Source organism: Microbispora sp. H10836 (genome assembly GCF_012999525.1).
Taxonomy (GTDB): domain Bacteria; phylum Actinomycetota; class Actinomycetes; order Streptosporangiales; family Streptosporangiaceae; genus Microbispora.
This window is the reverse complement of record NZ_JABBWU010000024.1, coordinates 1-23,042: the sequence shown is the minus strand read 5'-3', so window position 1 is coordinate 23,042 and position 23,042 is coordinate 1. Positions and strand designations below refer to the sequence as shown.

Here is a 23,042-nt window from a genome sequence, read left to right as displayed (position 1 = left end):
ATGCCCGGGCCTCTGAACAGGGGCGATGATCGGCTGCATAGGACGCCGGGAACACCGGGAACATCGGGGAGATCTTTGCCATGATGGGCCGTGTAGCGTCCGCATGCCCGGTAGGAGGAGGTGAAGCGGTTGTCCTACAGTCCGAAGCTCGCCGCGGCGCTGTCGGGTGCCACGCTTCGCCAGCTCGCCCACTGGCGGAAGGCCGGTTCGGGTCGTGGGGCTCTGCTGGTTCCCGAAATCTCCGCTGTCCGTCCCGTCCTGTACTCCTTCAGGGACGTCATGGCGTTGCGAACCTGCGTCAAGCTGCGCAACGACGCTTCGCTGCAGAAGATCAGAAGGGCGTTGGACACGCTCCGCGATGATCTGGGAGAGCGTGAGCACCTTTCGGAGTACCGCCTCGTGGCCGACGGCAGCAGCATCTACTTGGTGGAGCCGGCTCAGGCCGTCGATCTGGTCCGCAGTAAGAAGAACATCGTCATTCACGAGATGGTGGACGTCCTGCGACCGTTCTATCGAGACGGTCGCCATATTCCCGACCTCCTACGCCCGCGTGACCACGTCACGGTGGATCCGGCGGTCAGGGGTGGAATCCCGGTGATCGAGGGCACGCGGGTGCCTTATGACGAGGTCGCCGCGCTCCTCCGGGACGGCGTTCCGGCTGATCGGATTCCTGTCTACTACCCCAGCGTCACCGCGACGGCCGCGCTGCAGGCCGCGGATTTCGCCGATTACGTCGACAGCTACGACCCCCCCGAGAGGACCGCGTGAGGCTGCTGCTGGATGAGAACGTCCCCAAGCCGCTCTACCAGGCCCTCACCGCCTTCGTTCTGAATCACGAGATCGTTCACCTGCTTGATATGCCTGGCTGGTCCGGCACCCGCGACGAGAGCCTTTACCCGCTGGCGGCGGCTGAGGGCTTCCAGGTGGTTGTGACAAACGACGGGCGGCAGATGCAGCGTCCGCGGGAGGTGGCGGCGATCGCGGCTTCGGGCCTGCATCGAGTTGAGTATCCACACAAGCACCATGGCCTGGCAGGGATGGGGATTGCCATCGCGACAGTCGCTGCGGGTCTCCCCGGTGCCTTGGCCGTGTTGCAGGAGGCGAACGGCCAGAGGCTGATCACTCTGCGCAGCATCGACCCGACACCGAAAGCCCGCTATCAATTGATCGACCCTTTGGCGGATCCGCCGAAGTTCTGGATCTCCTACTCCACGGACTGAAGCACAATCCGACCGCTGAGGGCGCGGGCTGCTGGCCGGACAGGTCAGGGCTCCGGTCCTCGACGATGTGCCGCTCCTGCTGTCCACCAGCCGCACCGGCGGTGCGCGTGTCGGACGTCGACGCCGACGGTGGGCGGGGCCTGTGGCTGGTGATCCGCTCGCCACCGCGTGGAGTGCTCACCAGGACGACGCCGGTGGATCGGTCTGGTCCCGGGTGGCCTGGCGACCGACGCGGTGCGTTCGAGAGGAAACCGATTTGGCACTGGTCCCCGGTGGGGGTAAGCTAACAAACACAACGACGCGGGGTGGAGCAGTTCGGTAGCTCGCTGGGCTCATAACCCAGAGGTCGCAGGTTCAAATCCTGTCCCCGCTACCAAGAAATGAAGGCCCGGCCTCCGGAAACGGAGACCGGGCCTTCGGCGTTTCCCGGAGGGGCCGCGGGCGGGACGGGCACCGCCACCGGGTCTCGGACAGGAGTTGCCCATGATCACGCTGGATCGCCTGGTCAACGTGCTGGGCGTGTACGGCGTGCGGCTGTGCGGCCGGCCTGACAGGCGTACGGCGCGGCTGCGCAGCGTGGCGATACCGGACGCGACCGACGGCCGGGTCACCGGCGACGTGCTCGTGGCCGTGGGAGCCGGATCGGTGACCGAGGCGGTGCGGTGGGCGGTCGCGGCGCAGGCCACGGTGGTCCTGGTGCGCGCGGGCGCCGAGACCGCGCGCGAGGCGACCGTGGCCGGCGAGAGCAACGACGTGGCGGTGATGCTGGTCGATCCCGCGGTCTCGTGGAGCCACCTCGTCGGCGTGGTCTACGGACTGGTGCTCGAAGGGCGGGAGACCGAGTCGGGGCGCGGGCCCACGGACCTGTTCGCGCTGGCCGACAGCCTGGCCGACGCCGTCGGAGGCGCCGTGACCATCGAGGACCCGCTCTCGCGGGTGCTCGCCTACTCCCGCTCGCAGCAGGCGGGCGACCCGGCCCGGCTGGAGACGATCCTGGTGCGGCAGGTCCCGGAGCGGCTGCGGGAGGTCTTCCGCGAGCGTGGGGTGTTCGCCCGGCTGGCGGCGACGGACGAGCCGATGTTCGTCGAACCGGACCCGCGGCACGGCATGACCGGGCGGATGGCGGTGGCGGTGCGGGCCGGCCGCGAGCTGCTCGGGTCCGTATGGGTGACGTGCGGCAGCCCCCTGACCGGGACGCGGCACACCGCGCTCGCGAACGGCGCGCGCACCGTCGCGTTGCACCTGCTCCGCTCCCGGGCGAGCGCGGACCTGGAACGGCAGGTGGAGTCCGACCTGGTCGTCCGGCTGCTCGAGGGCACCGCCGACGCCGCGACCGTGGTCAGCCGGCTGGGGCTGCCCGCGCGGGAGATGCGGGTCGTGGCGGTGCGCACGCACACCACCGAGGAGCCGCACGCCATGCTCCTGCTGGCCTTCGAACGGGCCACCACCGGCTTCGGGTGGTCCAGGCCCGGGAGAAGCGCGCTGCTCGGCGACACGCTCTACACCGTCCTGCCGGACGCGGGGGCGGCGGCGGCACGGGATTGGGTGGCCACCCTGGCGGCCGGGCTGCCGTCGCGGGTGCGCGTCGCGGCCGGGATCGGCGCGGCGGCGCAGCCGGCGGACCTGCCGGCCGCCCGGCAGGAGGCGGAGGAGTGCCTGGCGCTGCATGAGAGGGACACCTCGCACGCCGGTCCGCCCGCGTACGACGAGTCCTGGGACGACATCCTGCTCCAGCGGTTGCGTGCCGCGGCGCGCGCGGCACGCACCCCCGCGCGCGGGCCGGTGAGCGCGCTGCGCCGCCACGACGCCCTCCACGACACCCACTACGTGGCGACGTTGCGGGCGTGGCTGGAGGCCCAGGGCGATCTCGCGGTCGCCGCCGAACGGCTCGGCGTGCACGCCAACACGGTGCGCAACCGGCTGCGCAGGATGAGCGAGGTGACCCCGCTGCACCTCGACGACCCACGCAAGCGCCTCGCCATGGTCATCACTCTCGCCGCGGAGGACGACTAGGAGGTTGTCAGCACCCCACAACAGGAGCGTCGCGATTGTGTGGCTCCTACAAGGGTCCGCGACGCCGTACGGGCCATCCTGAACGGGAGAGCAGTCGCCTGTGTGGAGGTGGGATATGTCCGGCGCCGAGCGCGTGAACGAATGGCCGGGGTCGGTGATCGTCGTGGGGGCGGGGATCGTGGGCCTGTCCACCGCGTGGTTCCTGCAGGAACGCGGTGTGGAGGTCACCGTGGTCGACCGCCGGGGCGTGGCCGCCGGCGCGTCGTGGGGCAACGCGGGCTGGATCGCGCCCGGCCTGGCCATCCCGCTGAACGAGCCCTCCGTGCTGCGTTACGGCCTGCGCTCGCTGGTGAACCCGGCCGCGCCGCTGCACGTCCCGGCGACCGTCGATCCGGGCTTGTGGGCGTTCCTGACCCGATTCGCCGCCAACTGCCGGTGGTCGTCGTGGACCCGGGCGGTCCGTGCCGGCCTGCCGCTCAACGAGGAGTGCATCGAGGCGTACGAGGTGCTCGCCGCGAACGGCGTGGCCGCGCCCGTCGAGGACGCGCCGATCACCGCCGGATTCCGCACGCCGCGCCAGGCCGCGGGCCTGCTCCACGAGCTGCGCAGAATGGCCGCCGCCGGGCAGCGGGTGGACCACGACGTCCTGAACGCCGCGCAGTTGGCCGAGGCGATGCCGCTCGCCTCCGGCGCCCTGGGCGCGGGGGTGCGGATCAACGGGCAGCGCTACGTCGACCCCGGCCGCTTCGTGCACGCCCTGGGCGAGGCCGTCGTCGCCCGAGGCGCGACCGTGGAGACCTTCGAGGTCGCGGACGTGCGCACCGACACCAAGAAGGTCGTCGTGGTGGCCCGTGACGGCGCCGTCCTGTCCGCCGACGCGGCGGTGCTGGCCACCGGCGCCTGGCTGTCCCGGCTGGCGGGCCGCTGGGGCGTACGCGTCCCGGTGCAGGCCGGCCGCGGCTACTCGTTCACCGTGCCGGTGGACCACCCCGTCCCCGGCCCGATCTACCTGCCGGACGTGCGGGTGGCCTGCACGCCCTATCAGGGCGGGCTGCGCGTGGCGGGCACCATGGAGTTCCGCGACCCCGACGCCCCGATCGTCGAGGCCCGGCTCAAGGCGATCATCGCCTCCGCCCGCCCCCTGCTCAAGGGCGTGCGCTGGGAGGAACGCACCGACGTCTGGGTCGGTCCGCGGCCGGTCACGACCGACGGGCGGGCGCTGGTCGGTGCGACGAACGCTCCGGGGATCTACGTGGCCGGCGGGCACGGCATGTGGGGTATGGCTCAGGGCCCGGTCACCGGACGGCTCCTCGCCGAGCAGATCACCACCGGCAAGCAGCCCGCCGCCCTGCGGGAGTGCGATCCGCTGCGCTGACGGCTCCGTCGCGGTGCCGCGACAAAGCTGACGGTTTGTCGCGGCGCCACAACAAATAGGCGATTACTGTCGCAGGGCGACATTGAGGGGCGGCCGTCCGGTGGTGAAGGCTCCCCGCATGCAGGCCCGCATCACGCTGGAGGACGTCTCCGCCCTGGCCCGCGGCTGCGCCGTGCTCGGCACCGGTGGCGGGGGCGACGTCCGCCCCGGAGCCATCGCCGCGCGGCGCGCGATCCGCGAGCACGGCGACGTGCCGCTCGTCGCCCTGGACGAGTTGCCCGGCGACGCCCTCGTGCTGCCGCTGTCGGGAATCGGCGCCCCGACGGTCAGCAACGAGATGGTCCACGGCACGGACGAGCCGGTCAGGATCGCCGAGGAGATCGAGCGGATCTTGGGCCGGCCGCCCGCCGCGGTGATGTCCTCGGAGATCGGCGGCGGCAACGGCGTGGCTCCCGTGGCCTGGGCGGCCCGGCTCGGGCTGCCGCTGCTCGACGCGGACGCGATGGGCCGGGCCTTCCCCGAGGTCCAGATGGTCTCGATGTACGTGGCCGGAATCCCCGCCAACCTCGTCGTCATGGCCGACGTCGTCGGCAACGTGGTGACGATCCGGCCGGTCGACGGCCTGTGGTCGGAGCAGATCGCCCGCGCGGTCTGCGTGGCCGCGGGGTCGAGCGCCCTGATGGCCGACTACGTGCTGACCGCGCGGGAGTGCGCGGGCGCGGTGATCGAGGGCACGGTGAGCCGGGCGATCGCGGTCGGGCGGGCGACCGAGGGCGCCGCGGACCCCCTCGCCGCCCTGACCGCCGAGCTCGGCGCGGTACGGCTGATCACCGGCAAGCTGGCCGACCTGGAGCGGAGGACCACCGGCGGCTTCGCCCGGGGCACGGCGACGATCGAGGGCACCGGCGGCGACCGGGGCAGGACGCTGCGGCTGGAGATCCAGAACGAGAACCTCGTCGCCGTCGAGGACGGCCGGGTCCGGGCCATGGTGCCCGACCTGATCACGGTGGTCGACACGCAGACGGCCACGGCGATCCAGACCGAGGGGCTGCGGTACGGCCAGCGGGTGACCGTGCTGGCCTGGCCCTGCGACCCCTTGTGGCGTACGCGGAAGGGCCTGGAGACGGCGGGCCCGCGCGCCTTCGGCTACGACATGGACTACCGGCCCGTGGAGAAGATCGCATGAGCCTTGCGTTGCGGGTCGGCATCGACGTGGGCGGCACCAACACCGACGCGGTGGTCCTGGACGACGACGACCGGGTGCTGGCCGCCGCCAAGCGGCCCACCAGCCCGGACGTGACCGAGGGCCTGCGCGCGGCGCTCGACGCGGTCCTCGCCGAGCTGCCCGAGCCGGGCCTGGAAAAGCGCGTGAAGCGGGTCATGCTGGGCACCACCCACGCGACCAACGCCATTCTGGAGCGGCGCGCGCTCGGCCGGGTCGCCGTGCTGCGCCTCGGCGCCCCGGCGACCACGTCGGTGCCGCCGCTGAGCGAGTGGCCGGACGACCTGCGTGACACCGTGGCGGCGGGCACCGCCATCGTCCGCGGCGGATACTTCGTCGACGGCCGCGAGATCGCGCCTCTCGACGTGGACGCGGTCAGGAGGTTCGTGGCCGCCACGCCCGCCGACGCGATCGCCGTCACCGGCGTCTTCAGCCCGGCGAGCGCCGACCAGGAGAACCGGGTCGCCGAGGTCATCCGCGCGGAGATCGGCGACGTGCCGGTGAGCCTCAGCCACGAGATCGGCTCGCTCGGCCTGCTCGAACGCGAGAACGCGACCGTCCTCAACGCCGCGTTGTACGGCGTGGCGCGCGACGTCACCGCCGCGCTGCGCGAGGCCCTGGCGGCGAGGGGCCTGGATGTCGAGACGTACTTCGCGCAGAACGACGGCACGCTGATGGCCGTCGACTACGCGGCCCGCTACCCGGTGCTGACCATCGGCTCCGGGCCGGCCAACTCGCTGCGCGGCGCGGCGTACCTGTCGGGGGTGACGGACGCGATCGTGGCGGACGTCGGCGGCACCTCCACCGACCTCGGCGTGCTCGCGGGCGGCTTCCCCCGGGAGTCGGCCGCGGCGGTCGAGATCGGCGGGGTCGCGACCAACTTCCGGATGCCCGACATCCTGTCCATCGCGCTCGGCGGCGGCACGATCGTCGGGGCCGAGCCGCGCTCGGTCGGCTACCGGATCGGCACGGAGGCGCTCGTCTTCGGCGGCTCCACCCCCACGATGACCGACGCCGCCGTGGCGGCCGGGCGGGGAGACGTCGGCATCCACCCGGTGCCCGGGGAGTGGCGCGAACGGCTGGCCCGGGCCGTACGGCGAGCGGACGAGGCGGTGGCGGACGCGGTGGACCGGGTGACGCTCGGCAGGGTGGACCGGCCGCTCGTGGCGGTCGGCGGCGGCGCGTTCCTGCTGGCCGCGGAGGTGCCCGGGGTGTGTGAGGTGATCCGCCCGGCGCACGCGGAGGTCGCGAACGCGGTGGGCGCGGCCATCGCGCTCGCCGGCGGCAGGTTCGAAACGATCGTTTCCGCTTCTGGAGGTGGGAGCTCCAGGGCTACATTGATCGACAACGCCAAGGAGGAGGCGGCCGCGCGGGCCGTCGCCGCCGGGGCCGACCCCGCATCCGTCCAGATCGTCGAGCTCAGCGAGATCCCTCTCAGCTACCTTCCTGAGCCCGCTGTGCGCCTGCACGTCAAGGCCGCCGGCCCCCTCGCCCGGCAGGCCGGATAGGAAAGGAACCCCCTCACATGCGCTGGCACAAGCGTCTTCTCGCCGCGGGAGCCGTGGCCGCCGTGACCCTCACCGCCGCGGCCTGCGCGGGCGGGAAGGTCCGCGGCGCGGAAGACTCCCCTCAGCCGGGCTCGACGACGGCTCCGGCCGGAGGCGCGGCCGACAGCACGTTCGTGTACGTCCCCAACCTGGACGTCGTCACCGACTGGGACCCCGCGAGCTCGTATTCCAACGAGATCATCGCGATGCAGAACATCTACGAGTCGCTGACCCGCTACAACCCGCAGACGAAGAAGACCGAGCCCCGGCTGGCCTCCTCGTGGACCTCCTCGCCCGACGGCAAGAAGTGGACGTTCACGCTGCGCGAGGGCGCGAAGTTCCACACCGGCAAGCCGGTGGACGCCGCCGCGGCCAAGGCCGCGATCGAGCGCACGATGAAGGAGGGCCAGGGAGCGGCCTACATCTGGGGCGCGGTCGACAAGATCGAGGCCAAGGACGCCACGACGCTGGAGTTCACGCTCAAGTACCCCGCCCCGCTCGACCTGATCTCCTCGGCCGGTTACGCGTCGTACATCTACGACACCACGGCCGCCTCGGGCGACTTGAAGAAGTGGTTCGGCGAGGGACACGACGCGGGCTCCGGGCCGTACACCATCGAGAGCTGGCAGAAGGGCAAGGAGACCGAGCTCACGCTCACGGCGTTCGACGGCTACTGGGGCGGCTGGAACGGCCCGCACTACAAGAAGGTCGCCTTCCGGGTCACGCCCGAGCTGACCACCGCCTGGCAGCTCCTGCAGCGCGGCGAGGTGACGTTCGTCCAGCGGCTCAACGCACAGCTGTTCGGCCAGGCGGGCGGCACGGACACGGTGCAGACCTCGCAGACGCCGTCGTTCCAGAACCTGCTCGTGCTGCTCAACACCGCCGACGGCCCGCTCAAGGACGTGAAGCTGCGCCAGGCCGTGCAGAAGGCCATCGACTACGACGGCCTCGTGGCGGCGCTGAAGGGCTCGGGCGTGGCGGCCAGCGGGCTGGTCCCCGAGGGCCTGCTCGGCGCCACCCCCGGCATGACCCCCAAGCAGGACCTCGCCGGCGCCGAGGCGCTGCTCAAGGAGGCCGGCTACGGCCCCGGCGGCAAGCGGCTCGAACTGACGCTGACCTACGCCCAGGGCGACGCCGACCAGGAACTGCTGGTCACGCTGCTCTCCTCGGCGCTCGACAAGCTCGGCGTCAAGCTGTCGGCCAAGCCGCTGCAGTGGAGCACGCAGTGGGACCAGGGCAAGGCGAAGGACCCGTCCAAGCGGCAGGACATCTTCGTCATGTACTGGTTCCCCGACTACGCCGACGCCTACTCGTGGTTCGTCAACGTCTTCCACGGCGAGAAGGACGTGCAGTTCAACCTCTCCTACCTGAAGGACGAGGCCGTCGACAAGCAGATCGACGAGCTGCCCGCGCTGACCGCGACCGACCAGGCCGGTGCGGAGAAGGCGTACGCCGGCCTGCAGAACACGATCATCAGCGAGAAGGCCGCGGTGGCGGTGCCGTACGTGCAGAACTACCAGCGGGCCTTCGCCAAGACGGTCCAGGGTTACGTGGACAACCCGGCCTACCCCAACGTGGTCTTCGTCTACGACCTGAAGCCCGGCGCCTGACACCATGCCGGGGTACCTGATCCGCCGGCTCGGCCAGGCCGTCCTGGTCGTGGCCGGCGTGATCGTCCTCACCTTCGCCGTCATGCGCCTGGTGCCCGGCGACCCGGCCGTGGCGTACGCCGGGCCGAAGGCGACGGCGGCCGAGCTGGCCGAGGCCAGGCGGCGGTTCGGCCTGGACGACCCGCTGCCGGTCCAGCTGTGGAACTACGTGCGCGACCTGCTGGGCGGCGACTGGGGGACCAGCCTGCACACCCGGCAGCCGGTGCGCGACGACCTCTTCCAGGCGTTCCCGGCCTCACTGGAACTCGTGGGCGCCGCGCTGATCATCGCGCTGGTCGCGGGCATCCCGCTGGGGATCGCCGCCGCGCGCTACAAGGGCCGCCTGCCCGACCTGTCGGTGCGGCTGTCGTCGATGCTGGCCGTGTCGGTGCCGGTGTTCTGGCTGGCGCTGGCCCTGCAGACGGTCTTCGCCAGCGGGCTCGGCTGGTTCCCCGTCGCCGGGGAGTACGACGCGTCGCTCGACCGGACCAGCCCCCTGCACCTCTACACCAACATCACCGCCGTGGACGCATTGATCACCGGCAACTGGCCGATCCTCACGAGCACGCTGTCGCATCTGGTGCTGCCCGCGCTGGTGATCGCGGCGTACCCGGCCGGGGTCGTGGCCCAGATGACCAGGGCCGCCCTCATCGAGGAGTCGTCGCGCGACCACGCCCGGCTGGAGCGCGCGCTCGGCTTCGGCGAGACCGCGGTGCTCACCCGGTTCGCCCTGCGGCCCGCGCTGAACCCGGTCCTGTCGCTGATCGCGCTCGTCTTCGCGTACTCGATCGTGAACGGCTTCCTCGTGGAGGCCGTGTTCAACTGGCCGGGCCTCGGGCGGTACGCCGCCGACTCGATCCGCTCGCTCGACACGCCCGCCATCGCCGGGGTGACGCTGCTGGTCGCCGTGCTGTACGTCGTGGCCAACCTCGCCGTGGACCTCCTCCAGGGCGTGGTCGACCCGAGGGTGAGGGCCCGATGACCACACCGGCCCTGCCCGCGCTCCGCCGTACGCCCCTGCGGCGCCTGGCGGGCGTGGACCGCCTCGCGGTGGCGGGGGCCGTGCTGCTGGCGGTCGTCGTGCTGGCGGCGCTGCTCGCGCCGTGGATCGCCCCCTATCCGGAGGACGGCGGCTCGGCCACGCATCCCCTGGAGGCGTTGCTGCCGCCGAGCGGCGCCCACTGGTTCGGCACCGACCAGGTCGGCCGCGACGTGCTCAGCCGGGTCCTGTTCGGCGCCCGCACCTCGCTGCTGATCGCCGTCGCGGTGCTGGCCGTCTCCGGAGTGGCCGGTGTCGTGCTCGGCGTCGTCGCCGGGTACGCCGGAGGCTGGGCCCGCGACGTCATCATGCGGGTGACCGACGTCTTCCTCGCCTTCCCCGCGCTGCTGCTGTCGCTGGCGCTCGCCGTGGTGCTGCAGCCCAGCGTGACCACCGTGATCGTGGCGATCGCGGTCACCTGGTGGCCGTGGTACGCCCGGCTCACGGCGTCGGTCGCCGCGTCCGTGGCCACCCGGGGCTTCGTCGACTCCGCGCGCTGCCTCGGCGTGCCCGCCCCGCTCATCGTGCTGCGGCACGTGCTGCCGAACTCGCTCACGCCGGTGCTGGTCCAGTTGTCGCTGGACGGCGGCGGGGTCATCCTCACCGCCGCCGCGCTGTCGTATCTGGGGCTCGGCGCCCACGAGCCGACGCCGGAGTGGGGCCTGATGGTCCAGCAGGGGCAGACGCTGTTCACCACCGACTGGTGGGTGGTGACCTTCCCCGGCCTCGCCATCCTGGTCACCGCGTTCGCGTTCAACGTGCTCGGCGAGGGGCTGAGGGCGAGGCTGGCGCGATGACCCTGCTGAGCGTCAGGGACCTGGCCGTCAGGATCGGCGACCGGGTGATCGCGTCGGTCCCCGAGCTCGACGTCTGCGCCGGGGAGTGCGTGGCGATCGTCGGGGAGAGCGGGTCGGGCAAGACCACGACCCTGCTCGCCACCCTCGGCCTCACCCAGGGCGCGGACGTCTCCGGCCGGATCACCGTCGGCGACGTGGACGTGCTCACGGCGAGCCACGCCCGGCTGCGTGAGATCCGCGGCTCGCGGGCGGCCCTGGTCATGCAGAGCCCGCAGGCCGCGCTCAACCCCACCATGCGCCTGGGCACGCTCATGCGCCGCGCGCTCGCCCGCCACGGCGTCAAGGGCGCGGACGCGCGCGAGCGGGCCGAGGAGGCGGTGCGCGCGGTGCTGCTCGACCCGGAGATCCTGCGCCGCCACCCCCACCAGGTGTCCGGCGGCCAGGCCCAGCGGTTCGCCATCGCGCTGGCTCTCGCGCTCGGCGCGCAGGTCGTGCTGGCCGACGAGCCGACCAGCGCGCTCGACGTGACCGTGCAGGCCGAGGTGGTCGCGGTGCTGCGCCGGCTGCGCGACGAGCGCGGGCTCGCCGTGCTCCTGGTCTCCCACGACCTCGCGCTGGTCTCCACGATCGCCGACCGGGTCGTGGTGATGCGCGAGGGGGCCGTGGTGGAGAGCGGGCCCGCCGCCGAGGTGTTCGCCCGGCCGCGCGACCCCTACACCCGTGAGCTGATCGCCGCAGTGCCCGCACTACCGGAAGCCGGGCCCGCACTACCCGAAGCCGGGGAGGACCTATGACGCTGCTCGCCGCCGAGAAGGTCACCCTCGCCTACGGTACGACGGCCGTGGTCCACGACGTGAGCCTCACCGTCGACGAGGGCGGGGTGGGCCTGATCGGGGAGAGCGGCTCGGGCAAGACGACGCTCGCCCGCGCCCTGCTCGGCCTCGTGCGCCCGCGCTCCGGCGTCGTCCGGTACGGCTCGCGCGACCTCGCCGGACTCGGCAGGACGGGCCGGGCGGAGTTCCGCCGGGCCGTGCAGCCGGTCTTCCAGGACGGCAGCGAGGCGCTCGACCCCCGCATGACGGCCGGAGCGTCGATCACCGAGGCGCTGACCACCCACCACCGCATGTCGAGGGCCGAGCGGCGGGACCGGGTGGACGCGCTCCTTGCCGACGTGGGGCTCGACCCCGCGCTCGCCGCCCGCAGGCCTCACGAGATGTCCGGCGGCCAGCGGCAGCGGGTGGCCGTCGCCCGCGCGCTGGCCGTGGAGCCGCGGCTGCTGGTGCTCGACGAGCCCACAAGCGCGCTCGACGTCACCGTGCAGGCCAGGATCCTCGACCTGCTGGAGCGGCTGGCCGCCGAACACGGGCTCGGCTACCTGCTCATCACGCACAACCTCGGCGTCGTCGGGCGGCTGTGCCGTACGTCGTCGGTGCTGTTCGCCGGGCGGGTCGTCGAGTCGGGCCCGACCCGGGAACTGCTCACCCGGCCGGCCCATCCCTACACCCGGGCGCTGCGCGACGCGGTGCCACGCCTGGGCGGCGAGCCCCCGCGCCCGACCGGGCGGACCGAGGCGGCGCCGGCCACGTCCGGCTGCCCGTTCCGGCTGCGCTGCCCCCTCGCCGTGGACCGCTGCCGGGACGAGGCGCCGCGGGCGCGCGAGGTCGAGGGGCGCGGGGTGGCGTGCCACCGCGCGGAGGAGGTGCTGGGCCACGTGTCCCGTGAGGATCGCGATGCGCCGCGTCAGTGACCTGCTCAGGACGCCCGCCGGTCGCAGGCTGACGCTCATCGCCGGCCCGTGGGACGCCCGCGAGGTCGACAGCGTCGTCCTCGTCGACGAGATGCGCGAGCTGGCCTCGGCCGCCCCCGGCGCGCTGGCGATCCTGTCCCGCCACGCCATGCGGTCGTGCGACGTGCTCGACGCGCTGCGCCTGGCCGGGCGCGGCCGCCTGGCCGGGCTCGTGCTGCCCGGCCCGGCCGGCACGACGCCCGAGATCGTGGAGCTGGCCAGGCGGGAGGGGGTCGCCCTGCTCGCCGGCGCCTCCGACCACTCGCTGTCGGACGCCGTGCTCGGCCTCAGCGCGGCCGTACGCGCCGACCCCGGGCTGCTGCTGCGCCGTACGAGGGAGGCGATCGACGGGCTCGGCGCGATGGAGGGCGCGGGCGAGGACGACATCCTGCGCGCGGCGTCCGCCTCCGTCGGGGTCGCGTACGCGGTCGCCGACCTGGCCGACCCGGCGGCCAACGCGACCGTGATCCGGGTCGGCGGGCGGCCGGACGGCTACGTGTGCTGGGACGGCGAGGACCCGGCGGCGGCGATCGTCGCCCAGGTCGTCGCGACCACGCTCGGCCGGGTGCGGGCGGCCGCGCGGGAGGCGGAGGCGGCCCGCGAACGCGCGCTGCTGGCCCTGCTCGGCGCCAAGGACACCCGGGCCGCCGCCCGCCGCGCCCGCCACGAGGGCGTGCCCGTGGACGGCTGGCACGTCGCGGTCTTCCTGCGCGACCCCGCCGCGGATCCGGCTCCCGACGCCGTCCGGGGTTCCGGGAGCGCCGGGGCGGCCGATCCCGTGCTGCGCGAGATACGCAGGACGGCCGCCACGATCCTGCCGCGCCCGCAGGGCCCCGGCGGGGCGGCCGGCCTGTCCGCGGCGCCGCTGGTCACCCGATGGCAGGACGGCGTGCTCGTCGTGCTCACCACCGACGAGCCGACGGCACCGGGCGGCCCGGACGCCCCGATCACGGGCATGGCCGTGGGCGTGGGCACCTGCCAGGAGGGCCCCGACGGGCTGCGCCGTACGGCCTCGCAGGCCCGCGCCGCCGCCGCCCGCGCCGCGGCCGGGCAGGTCGTCAGGTTCGACCGGCTCGGCGTCCAGGCGATCCTCGCGGAGCTGAGCGGCAGCGAGAGCGCGCTGGTCGCCGCCCGCGACATGCTCGCCCCGCTGGACCGCCTCGGGGCCCTCAGCGCGCACGCCGTGCCCACCCTCAAGGCGTACCTGGACTGCTGGGGCTCCCGGACCCGGGCGGCCGAGCTGCTCAGCCTGCATCCCAACGCGGTGGCCCACCGGATCAGGCGTATCGCCGAGGCCCTCGACGCCGACCTGTCCGACCCGCAGACCCGCTTCGCGCTCCAGCTCGCCTGCCACGTGGTGCTCGGCCACGACTGTCTCCCGGGCACAACAACGCCGCTCTCGTCGTTGTGAGGGCACATCGACGCCGCGCGCGGCCACATCTACGTTGCCTGGCATGACAACGGTCATCGGAGTGGACGTCGGAGGCACTTTCACCGACCTCGTCCTGCACGACGCCGCGACCGGCGAGATCAGGGTCGCCAAACAGCCCACCACGCCGGCCGCACCGGAGCGCGGGGTCCTCGCGGCGGTCGACGCGGCCGTGCCACGCGACCTGCTCGCCCGCTGCCGCCACTTCGCGCACGGCACCACCGTCGGCCTCAACGCGCTGCTCGAAAGACGCGGCGCGACCGTCGGCCTGATCACCACGGCCGGGTTCCGCGACGTGCTGGAGATCCGCCGGGGTGACCGCGACGACCCCTACGACCTGTCCTGGACCCCGCCGCCGCCGCTCGTGCCCCGGCGGCTGCGCCTGGAGGTGGCCGAACGGGTGGCCGCCGACGGCTCGGTCGTACGTAACCTGGAGCCGGAGGACGTGCGGCGGGCCGCCGAGACGTTCGCGGCCGAGGGCGTGGACGCCGTCGCGGTCGTGCTGGTGAACTCCTACGCCAACCCCGGGCACGAGGCGCGGGTGGCCGAGCTGCTCAGGCGGGCCGGGTTCGCCGGGCCGGTCTCGCTGTCGCACGAGGTCTCGGGGGAGTACCGGGAGTACGAGCGCACCTGCACCACGGTCGTGGACGCCTTCGTCCGTCACCGCATGGGTCCCTACCTGCACAACCTCGACCGCGAGCTGCGGGCCAGAGGGTTCGCGGGCGAGCTGCTCGTGACCCGGTCGGGCGGCGGCGCGCTGGCGCTGACGGAGGCCGCGGCCCGGCCGTTCGAGACGATCCTGTCCGGCCCGGTGGCCGGGGCCGCCGCCACCGCGCGCCTGGCCGCCTCCCTCGGCCACTCCCTGGGGCTCGGCACGGCCGTCGCCGCCGACGTGGGCGGCACCAGCTTCGACACCGCGCTCATCGAGGACGGGCGGCTCCCGCTGCTGTACCAGGGCGAGGTCGTCGGCCTGCCGCTGCAGAGCCCGTGGGTGGACGTGCGGTCGGTGGGCGCGGGCGGCGGCTCGGTCGCGTACGCCGACGCGGGCGGCCTGCTGCGGGTCGGCCCGCGCAGCGCGGGCGCCGATCCCGGGCCCGCCTGCTACGGGCGGGGCGGGACCGAGCCCACGGTGACCGACGCCGCCCTGCACCTGGGCATGATCCCCCGCGGGCGCATCTCCGGCGGCATCGAGCTGTCGGCCGATGAGGCGGCCCGTGCGCTGGCGCCGCTGGCCGCCCCGACCGGCATCGACGGCGTGGACGCCGTCGCGATGGGCGTCGTCAGGATCGCCGCCGCGCACATGGCCCAGGCCGTGCGCGGCGTGACGGTCGAGCGGGGCGTCGACCCGCGCGGGGCGGCCGTCGTCGCCTTCGGCGGCGCCGGTCCCGTGTTCGGCTGCCTGCTCGCCGACGAGCTCGACGTGGACACCGTGGTGGTGCCGCCCAACGCGGGCAACTTCTCCGCCGTCGGCCTGGTGCAGACCGACGTCGTACGCTCGGCCGCCCGCACGATGGTGCGCCCCCTGGACGACGCGGCGCTGCCGGCGGTCGACGACGTGGCGCGATCGCTGTTCGAACGGCTCGCGCGGCCCGGAGCCGTACGCGAGGTGGACCTCGACCTGCGCCACCGGGGACAGGAGCACACGCTGACGATCCCCGTGCGGCTCGGCGAGGACGACCTGACCGCCGTGTCCGCCCGCTTCTCCGAGGCCTACCACCGGGCCTTCGGCCACACCCTGCCCGACCCGCTGGAGATCGTCACCGTACGGGCGACCAGCCGGGTCGTGCTCGACGACGAGCGCCCCCTGGTGCCGGCCCCGTCCGCAGGCGAGGGCGAGGACGAGGCGGGGACGACGCGGCTGTGGTCGTTCCGCCGGGGCGCCTGGACCGATGCCCCGGTCGTACGCCGGGAGGACCTGACCGGCGTGGCCGAGGGCCCGCTGCTGGTTGTGGAGCCGACCGCGACCGCCTACGTGGACGCCGGCTTCGCGGTGGAGGCGCACGAGAGCGGCTGCCTCCTGATCACACGGAAGGACCGGCCATGACCATCGTCCGCACCCGCTACACCGAGGTGCATCCGGGGCTGGGCGACGGCGCGGACCCGGTGACCACCGAGATCATCCGGCAGGGGCTCAGCGCCGCGGCCGACCAGATGAAGCAGTCGCTGATCCGCACCGCGTTCTCGCCGATCATTTACGAGGCGCTGGACTTCGCCGTCGCCTTCTACGACGCCGACATGTGCATGCTGGCGCAGGCGCCGACACTGCCGGCGTTCATGGGCACGCTCGGCTTCTGCGTGCGGGAGGCCGTCGAGGGCGTCGGCGGTCCCGCCGCGCTCAGCCCCGGCGACGTCATCCTCTACAACGACCCGTACGGCACGGGCTCCCACCCCCAGGACGCGGCGATGGTGGTGCCGATCTTCCACGAGGACGTGCTCGTCGCCTACTCGGCGATCAAGGCCCACTGGCTCGACATCGGCGGCAAGGACCCCTACTGCACCGACACGATCGACGTCCACCAGGAGGGGACGATCTTCCCCGGCGTCAAGCTGTACGACGCCGGGCGGCTGGTCAGCGACGTCTACCGGATGATCCTGGCCAACAGCCGGATGCCGGAGATGGTCATCGGGGACATCAACGCCATGGTGGCCGGGGCGCGGACCGGCGCCGAGGCCCTCGGCGCGCTGGTGCGGCGGCACGGCCTGGACACCTTCCGCCGCTGCGTCGCCCGGATGTACGCCCACGGCGAGGCGCTGGTGCGCGACTGGTTCGAGCGCCTGCCCGACGGGGTCTACCGGGCGTCCAGCGTCATCGACTCCGACGGGGTGAACGGCACGCCGATCCCGTTCGGCGTGGAGGTCGCCGTGGACGGCTCGTCGGTGACCGTCGACCTGACCGACTGCCCCGACCAGGTCGGCGGGCCGGTCAACTGCCCGCTCCCGTCCACCGTGGCGGCCGTCAGGATCGCGGTGGCCTTCCTCGCGGGTGCGGGCGAGCAGCCCAACGAGGGCCACTTCCGGCCGCTGGAGCTGGTCACCCGGCTCGGCTCGCTCTTCCACCCCGTACGGCCCGCGCCCTGCTTCATGTACGGCATCCCCTCCGACCACGCCATCGAACTGATCATCAGGGCGCTGGCCGAGGCCGTGCCGGGATCGGTGCCGGCCGCCAGCGGCGGTGACATCAACGCACTGGTGTGGTGGGGCAACCGCGAGGCGACCGGCGAGCCGTGGGCGGACGGCGCGCCGCACCCGGTGGGCCAGGGCGCCTCACGGTCGGCCGACGGCGCGAGCGCGCTCATGTACATCTCGGAGTCGGCCACCCGCTTCACGCCCGCCGAGGTGTGGGAGGCGCGCAACCCCTGGCGGATCGAGCGGCTCGCCCTGGCCGAGGACTCCGGCGGCCCGGGCCGTCACCGCGGCGGCCTGGGACTCGACCTGTCCTTCCGCGTGCTGGAGGACCAGTACCTCACATCGGGCCTGGCCAGGACCGCGCTGGCGCCCTGGGGCCTGGAGGGCGGCCTGCCCGGCCGGCCCAACCGGCTCACCGTGGAGTATCCCGACGGGCGCGTCGAGGACTTCTCGCTGAAGACGCGGATCTTCCTGCCCAAGGGCGCGGTCGTGCACCTGCGCACCGGCTCCGGCGGCGGGTACGGCCCGCCCGGTGAGCGCGACCCCGAGGCCGTGCGCGCGGACCTGCGGGAGGGCTACATCACCGGCGAGCACGCCCGGCGGCACTATCCCCACGCGCTGTGAGGGCGCTCACAGGGCCTGCAGGCCGCTGATCACCTCGCCGAGGAGCTTCTCGGCGGGGAAGCGCGCGACGTTGGCGGGCGGGCGCACCTTCACGAGACCCTGCTCGTGGAGGTCGCCCACCAGCACCCGTACGACGCCGAGGGGCAGGTCGATGGCCGCGGCGATGTCGACCAGCGACGCCGGGCGTGCGCACAGGCTGAGGATCATCCACTGCTCGGGACCGAGGCTCACCGGCGTGGGCCCGCCGACCGCGGTGACGATCGCGACGAGGTCGATCTCCCGGCTGGAGGGCCGCACGCGTCCGCGGGTCAGGGCGTAGGCCGGCACGATCGGCCCGGCCTCCTCGTCCAGCCACTGGTCCTGCATGCGCTCCGTCACGTTTCGTCCTCCTCGCCGGTGTTCTCGTTGTCCTGCGGCCCCCGTTTCAGCGAGGCGAGGATGATGTCCTCCGGGGTGACCTCTCCCGCGGCGAGACGGGCGAGGTCGGGATCCTTGGGGCCGACCATGAGCGCGGATGGGAGCAGCACGATGGCGGTCGTTCCTCCGTAGGCCGAGGACCGCAGGGTCACGCGGATGTCCCGCCGCGCGGCCAGGCGCGCGACGACGAACAGTCCCATGCGCTCGGTGTCCGCGATGTCGAACTCCGGCGGAGCGGCCAGACGCTCGTTCAGTTCGGCGAGCCGCTCCTTGGTCATGCCGAGCCCGCGGTCCTCGATCTCGACCGCGAAGCCCGTGCCGACGAGTTCGCCGCGTACCGACACGGACGTGTGCGGCGGCGAGAAGATGGTGGCGTTCTCGATCAGTTCGGCGATGAGGTGGATGACGTCGGCCACCGCGGCGCCGTCGATCCCGTGGTCCTCCATGGGCAGCACGTTCACCCGGGCGTAGTCCTCCACCTCGGCCGCGGCCCCGCGTACGACGTCGTACATCGGGACGGGTTTGCGCCAGGCGCGGCCGGGGGCGTTGCCGGACAGGATGATCAGGCCCTCGGCGTGGCGGCGCATGCGGGTCGTCAGGTGATCGAGCCGGAACAGCTCCTCCAGCATGTCCGGGTCGGTCGTGTGGCGCTGCATGCCGTGCAGCTGGGTCCGCTGCCGATGCAGGAGTGTCTGGCTGCGCCGCGCCAGGTTGAGGAAGACCTGGCTGACACCCCGCTGCAGGCGGGCCTGCCCGATGGCGGCCTCCACCGCGGTCTTCTGCACGGTCGAGAAGGCCCGCCCCACGTCCTGGATCTCGGCGGTCCCGCCCGCCGTCTGGATCGGGGGCGCTTCGGTGGCCACGTCCACGTCGTCGCCCCGCTTGAGCTTGACCAGCATTCCCGGCAGCCGCGTGTTGGCCAGGTCGAGCGCGGCCTGCCGCAGATCGGCCAGCTCACGGGCGAGGCGTCCGCCGACCCGCAGCGAGATCAGGATCGAGGCGAGGACCGCCAGAAGACCGAAGCCCCCGACCAGCACGGCCCGGCGCAGGATCGAGTCGGCGATCGGCGCGGCGCGCTGGGCGAGCAGGGCCGCCGCCTCGGTCTGCGCCTTCTGGAACGAGTCGGCCAGGTCGTCGGAGGTCGACTGCCACACCCGCTGCGTACGCGCGGAGATCGTGGGCGCCGCGATGATCTGCTCCTCCTGGAGCCGCAGCCGCTGGTAGAGCGGGGTGGTGATCAGGTTGACGTGGAGCTGCCGCAGGCCCGCGTCCAGCTCGGGCAGTCCCTGGTCGATGAGGAACCGGCGGTTGCCCACGAGCTGGGTGAACAGCTTGCGCTCCTCGTCGGTGAGGCCGCCGGACGCCCCCGTGGCCGCCGCCAGCGCCTGCTCCCGGGTCAGTAGCTCCTTGGCGTACCCGAGCGAGATCACCACACGCGACTGCTGGTAGATCGGGATGTCGTCGATCAGGGCCAGGCTGTAGTGCATCCGGTAAATCGAGTCGCTGACCAGGTTGTAGGTCTCGATGACGCGCAGACGCTCCGACAGCCCCTCGTCGATCTCCGCACGGATCTCGTCGATCCGGCTGAGCCCCGCCAGCATCTCGTCGACCTGTGTGCGCATCGCGGCGGTGGTGGCCGACCGGGACGAGTCGGACAGGGCCAGCGTGCGGACCTTCTCCCTGGTCTTGTCGGTCCGCTGGCGCTGCAGGACCATGGCGTCGCGGCTGTTCTTCTGGCGCGCGGCGAGGTATCGGGCCGTGGCCAGGCGCTCAGCCTGCAGCTCGACGATCAGGGAGTCGGCGGGCCGCCGCAGTGTGGACCACAGGGTGTTGTACGTACGCAGGCTCAGGCTCTCGCCGATGGTGACGCCGGCGGTGACCACCCAAAGGACGACCAGGGAGAAGAGAGGGACGAGGAGCAGGCCGATGAGCCGGGACCGGATCGGCCGGTCGCGCCTACGCGGACTCATGGCACCTCGCCAGTGAGGAACAAGCCTCACGTAAGACCTTTTTGAGACAGAGCAAGAGACTAGCAGTGAGGCGAGCCGGATGAGGGCCCTGTGATCAATTATCGGGAGATATCGTGTCCAATCGTGATCTTGCAGTAGCGTCGATCATGGGAGACACGGAAAGGACCCGCACGCATGCGCCGTTTCCTCGTGCTGGGAGTGCTGGCCGTGCTGGCCCTGGCAGGTTGCGGCGGCGGTGAGGCCGGAGAGATCTCGGCCGCGAACCTGCCGTCGGCGAAGGACTCCACCTTCGTCTACCTGCACCATCTCGACATCGTCACCGACTGGGACCCGGCGAGCTCGTATTCCAACGAGGTCGTCGCGATGGAGAACATCTACGACTCGCTGACGAAGTACAACCCCAGGACGCGGCGCGCGGCGCCCCGCCTGGCCGAGCGCTGGCAGACGTCGTCCGACGGCAAGGTCTGGACGTTCACCCTGCGCGGCGGCGTGGTCTTCCACACCGGACGGCCGCTGGACGCCGCCGCGGTGAAGGCGTCCATCGAGCGCACCAAGCGGATGGGCGCCGGCGCGGCCTACATCTGGGACCCCGTGCAGCAGATCACGGTCAAGGACCCGCTGACCGTGGAGTTCCGGCTCAAGTACGCCGCTCCGCTCGACCTGATCGCCTCCGCCGACTACGCGGCGTTCATCTACGACACGCAGGCGGCGGGCTCGGGCGACCTCAAGAAGTGGTTCCAGGCCGGCCGGGACGCCGGCTCGGGGCCGTACACGGTGGCGAGCTGGAAGAAGGGGCGCGAGAAGGAACTGGTGCTGCGCGCCTTCGACCGCTACTGGGGCGGCTGGGAGGGTCCGCACTACCGGAACATCGAGTTCCGCGTCACCCCCGACCCCGACCGGGCGTACCGGCTGCTGCTGCGCGGCGAGGCGAGCTACGTGCAGCGGCTGAACCCCGATCTGTTCCACCGGGCCCGGGCGACCGCGGGCGTGCGGACCCTGCAGGTGCCGTCGTTCCAGAACCTGCTCGTGCTGTTCAACACCGCCTCCGGACCACTCGCCGACATACGGCTGCGCAAGGCGGTGCAGAAGGCCATCGACTACGACGGTCTGATCTCCGGGCTGAAGGGGGCGGCGGCGCCCGCCTCGGGCCTGGTGCCCGAGGGCCTGCTCGGTCACGCTCCCGGCCTGACCCAGAAGCAGGACCTCGCCGGGGCCACCGCGCTGCTCACCGAGGCGGGGTACGGCCCGGGCGGCGACCCGCTGCGCCTGACGCTGACCTACGCGGAGGGGGACGACGACGAGGAACTGCTGGTGCGCAGGCTCAAGCGCACGCTCGCAGAGCTGAACGTCCAGCTCGACGCCAAGGCCATGCCGTGGAACGACCAGTGGGACCGGGGCAAGGCCGCGGACCCGGCCAAGCGCCAGGACATCTTCGTCATGTACTGGTACCCCGACTACGCCGACGCCTATTCGTGGTTCCTCAACGTCTTCCACAGCGCCGAGCCGGTGTCCTTCAACCTCACCTACCTCAAGAACAAAGACATCGACGCCAAGATCGACCGACTGCCGTCACTGGGGACGAACGATCGCTCCGCCGCCGAGACGGCGTACGCCGACCTCCAGCGCAGCCTCATCGAGGAGAAGGCGGTGGTGGCCGTGCCGTGGGTGCTGACCTATCAACGGGCCTATCTGGGCAACGTCCAGGGGTTCACCGACAACCCGGCCTACCCCAACGTCGTCTTCGTGCACGAGCTCATCCCCGGCGGCTGAGCCGCAGGCCGCGGGGGTCAGCCCCGCAGCCTGCGGCTGACCCCGCCACAGTGAGGGCCGCGCGCGGTGCGGGGCCGCCGGGGCGTGGGCTCGTCGAGGTTGGTCAACATGGCCTGCGCCGCCGTGGCGTCCGACAGAATCCGCTGCGCCTGCTCACCGTCGGGAAGCTGCCCGTGCTCGGCCAGCTCGTGCTGGAGGAAGGTGAGCGGCGCCGGATGGCCGGCGGCGTCCGCGGCCATGGAGGCGCGAGCGGCGGTCAGCAACGCGAGGTAGTGCGAGCGCAGGATCGCCTCGCGCGTACGCAACAGCTCCAGGTCGTCGAGCAGGGAGTGCGCGAGCTCGAGCAGGTCGCCCGGGCGCGGCGGCTCGGCGGTGATGTGGGCACGGATGTCGTCGAACTCCGACCGCATGATGATGGCCACCTCCAGCGACGGAAGTCCGGGCGGCCGGGTTGGCGCCGTACGGGGACTTCCGCATCATGTTCGTAGCGCGGGGCGATTGCGAGTGGCTTGACGTTCGGTTGCGTGGGAAGACGACGGCCTGTCAGAGCCGTCGCGCGGCACGGGGACGACAGCCGCTCACGGCGTTCGTCCCTCACCTCGTGCCTCCCCGATAGTCCGTGCCATGCCGACGTGATCGCCGCGGCGCTAAGTAGATGCTTGAGAGCCGGATCTGGTTGTCCCTGCCCGCTCGTACGTTTTGCCGCACCCCGGACGTGGAGGGCGCTCCCGGCTGTGACCTGCGGGAACACTCACGACCGGTCGGTGTGTCGCAACAGGCGACGCCGCGCCGCCCAGGCCGGCGTCGCCGGGAATAGCGCCGGCGATGGGGGCGTTGTAGTCGAACCGGGTCATGGCAGTGCCGGACCCTGGTAATCTTGTGGTGTCGGCGCGGTTCGGCGCACTCCTCTTCGATCACTTCGGTGGTTGTGTTGGCTGTGCGCGGGCTGGTCGCCGGTGTCCTTCTCTCTTTCCGGGTTGTCTGGGTCGGTGGTTTTGCGCCGGGCTGGGGGTTCGGGTAAGTTAGAGGGGTTGCCCCGGAAACGGGGTGGTCGAATT

The 23,042-nt window shown here is 72.6% G+C and carries 18 protein-coding genes and 1 tRNA gene; 16 read left to right on the top strand and 3 right to left on the bottom strand.

Annotated elements, in window-relative coordinates:
- Positions 1-120 precede the first annotated feature (120 nt).
- From HHX30_RS33200 to HHX30_RS33130, 15 genes are all read left to right on the top strand, one after another.
- On the top strand, positions 121-768 hold the full coding sequence (locus HHX30_RS33200) for a DUF433 domain-containing protein (RefSeq protein WP_311922970.1): 648 nt from the start codon (positions 121-123) through the stop codon (positions 766-768).
- Positions 765-1,220 carry a DUF5615 family PIN-like protein gene (locus HHX30_RS33195; protein ID WP_169987104.1) on the top strand — a complete coding sequence of 152 codons (456 nt, stop codon included), beginning with the start codon at positions 765-767 and terminating at the stop codon, positions 1,218-1,220. The genes HHX30_RS33200 and HHX30_RS33195 overlap by 4 nt, the downstream gene beginning before the upstream one ends.
- 299 nt (positions 1,221-1,519) lie before the next feature.
- A tRNA-Met gene (locus HHX30_RS33190) sits at positions 1,520-1,596 on the top strand.
- Between the two features lie 107 nt (positions 1,597-1,703).
- Positions 1,704-3,233: a CdaR family transcriptional regulator gene (locus tag HHX30_RS33185; RefSeq protein ID WP_169987102.1), complete on the top strand. Its 1,530-nt coding sequence runs from the start codon at positions 1,704-1,706 to the stop codon at positions 3,231-3,233.
- 115 nt (positions 3,234-3,348) lie between these two features.
- Positions 3,349-4,608, top strand: a complete 1,260-nt coding sequence (locus HHX30_RS33180) for an FAD-binding oxidoreductase (protein WP_169987100.1) — start codon at positions 3,349-3,351, stop codon at positions 4,606-4,608.
- Between the two features lie 118 nt (positions 4,609-4,726).
- A complete protein-coding gene (locus HHX30_RS33175; RefSeq protein WP_169987099.1) occupies positions 4,727-5,794 on the top strand; it encodes a DUF917 domain-containing protein in 1,068 nt (355 codons plus the stop codon).
- Positions 5,791-7,338 carry a hydantoinase/oxoprolinase N-terminal domain-containing protein gene (locus tag HHX30_RS33170; RefSeq protein ID WP_169987097.1) on the top strand — a complete coding sequence of 516 codons (1,548 nt, stop codon included), beginning with the start codon at positions 5,791-5,793 and terminating at the stop codon, positions 7,336-7,338. The genes HHX30_RS33175 and HHX30_RS33170 overlap by 4 nt, the downstream gene beginning before the upstream one ends.
- A 17-nt stretch (positions 7,339-7,355) precedes the next feature.
- Positions 7,356-8,987: an ABC transporter substrate-binding protein gene (locus HHX30_RS33165; protein WP_169987096.1), complete on the top strand. Its 1,632-nt coding sequence runs from the start codon at positions 7,356-7,358 to the stop codon at positions 8,985-8,987.
- A gap of 4 nt (positions 8,988-8,991) precedes the next feature.
- Positions 8,992-10,008 carry an ABC transporter permease gene (locus HHX30_RS33160; protein WP_169987094.1) on the top strand — a complete coding sequence of 339 codons (1,017 nt, stop codon included), beginning with the start codon at positions 8,992-8,994 and terminating at the stop codon, positions 10,006-10,008.
- Positions 10,005-10,862 (top strand): ABC transporter permease, encoded by an 858-nt coding sequence (locus HHX30_RS33155; RefSeq protein ID WP_169987092.1) that lies wholly within the window; start codon positions 10,005-10,007, stop codon positions 10,860-10,862. Before HHX30_RS33160 ends, HHX30_RS33155 begins: the two co-directional genes overlap by 4 nt.
- On the top strand, positions 10,859-11,656 hold the full coding sequence (locus HHX30_RS33150; RefSeq protein ID WP_169987091.1) for an ABC transporter ATP-binding protein: 798 nt from the start codon (positions 10,859-10,861) through the stop codon (positions 11,654-11,656). The genes HHX30_RS33155 and HHX30_RS33150 overlap by 4 nt, the downstream gene beginning before the upstream one ends.
- On the top strand, positions 11,653-12,609 hold the full coding sequence (locus tag HHX30_RS33145) for an ABC transporter ATP-binding protein (RefSeq protein WP_169987089.1): 957 nt from the start codon (positions 11,653-11,655) through the stop codon (positions 12,607-12,609). The genes HHX30_RS33150 and HHX30_RS33145 overlap by 4 nt, the downstream gene beginning before the upstream one ends.
- Positions 12,593-14,059 (top strand): helix-turn-helix domain-containing protein, encoded by a 1,467-nt coding sequence (locus tag HHX30_RS33140; RefSeq protein WP_169987087.1) that lies wholly within the window; start codon positions 12,593-12,595, stop codon positions 14,057-14,059. Before HHX30_RS33145 ends, HHX30_RS33140 begins: the two co-directional genes overlap by 17 nt.
- 43 nt (positions 14,060-14,102) lie before the next feature.
- Positions 14,103-16,121, top strand: a complete 2,019-nt coding sequence (locus tag HHX30_RS33135; protein WP_169987086.1) for a hydantoinase/oxoprolinase family protein — start codon at positions 14,103-14,105, stop codon at positions 16,119-16,121.
- Positions 16,118-17,827, top strand: coding sequence for a hydantoinase B/oxoprolinase family protein (locus tag HHX30_RS33130; RefSeq protein WP_169987084.1), 1,710 nt, complete (start codon positions 16,118-16,120; stop codon positions 17,825-17,827). Before HHX30_RS33135 ends, HHX30_RS33130 begins: the two co-directional genes overlap by 4 nt.
- Positions 17,828-17,833: 6 nt before the next feature.
- Here the strand turns inward: HHX30_RS33130 and HHX30_RS33125 are convergent, their stop codons facing one another.
- Together HHX30_RS33125 and HHX30_RS33120 are read right to left on the bottom strand one after the other, a co-directional pair.
- Positions 17,834-18,205: a DUF742 domain-containing protein gene (locus HHX30_RS33125; RefSeq protein ID WP_310742132.1), complete on the bottom strand. Its 372-nt coding sequence runs from the start codon at positions 18,203-18,205 to the stop codon at positions 17,834-17,836.
- Entirely contained in the window at positions 18,202-20,214 is a 2,013-nt protein-coding gene (locus HHX30_RS33120) for a nitrate- and nitrite sensing domain-containing protein (RefSeq protein ID WP_169987083.1), read from the bottom strand. The genes HHX30_RS33125 and HHX30_RS33120 overlap by 4 nt, the downstream gene beginning before the upstream one ends.
- 174 nt (positions 20,215-20,388) lie before the next feature.
- Between HHX30_RS33120 and HHX30_RS33115 the strand changes: the two genes are divergently transcribed.
- Positions 20,389-21,984 (top strand): ABC transporter substrate-binding protein, encoded by a 1,596-nt coding sequence (locus HHX30_RS33115; RefSeq protein ID WP_169987081.1) that lies wholly within the window; start codon positions 20,389-20,391, stop codon positions 21,982-21,984.
- 17 nt (positions 21,985-22,001) lie between these two features.
- Here the strand turns inward: HHX30_RS33115 and HHX30_RS33110 are convergent, their stop codons facing one another.
- Positions 22,002-22,394: a hypothetical protein gene (locus HHX30_RS33110; protein ID WP_169987080.1), complete on the bottom strand. Its 393-nt coding sequence runs from the start codon at positions 22,392-22,394 to the stop codon at positions 22,002-22,004.
- Positions 22,395-23,042 lie beyond the last annotated feature (648 nt).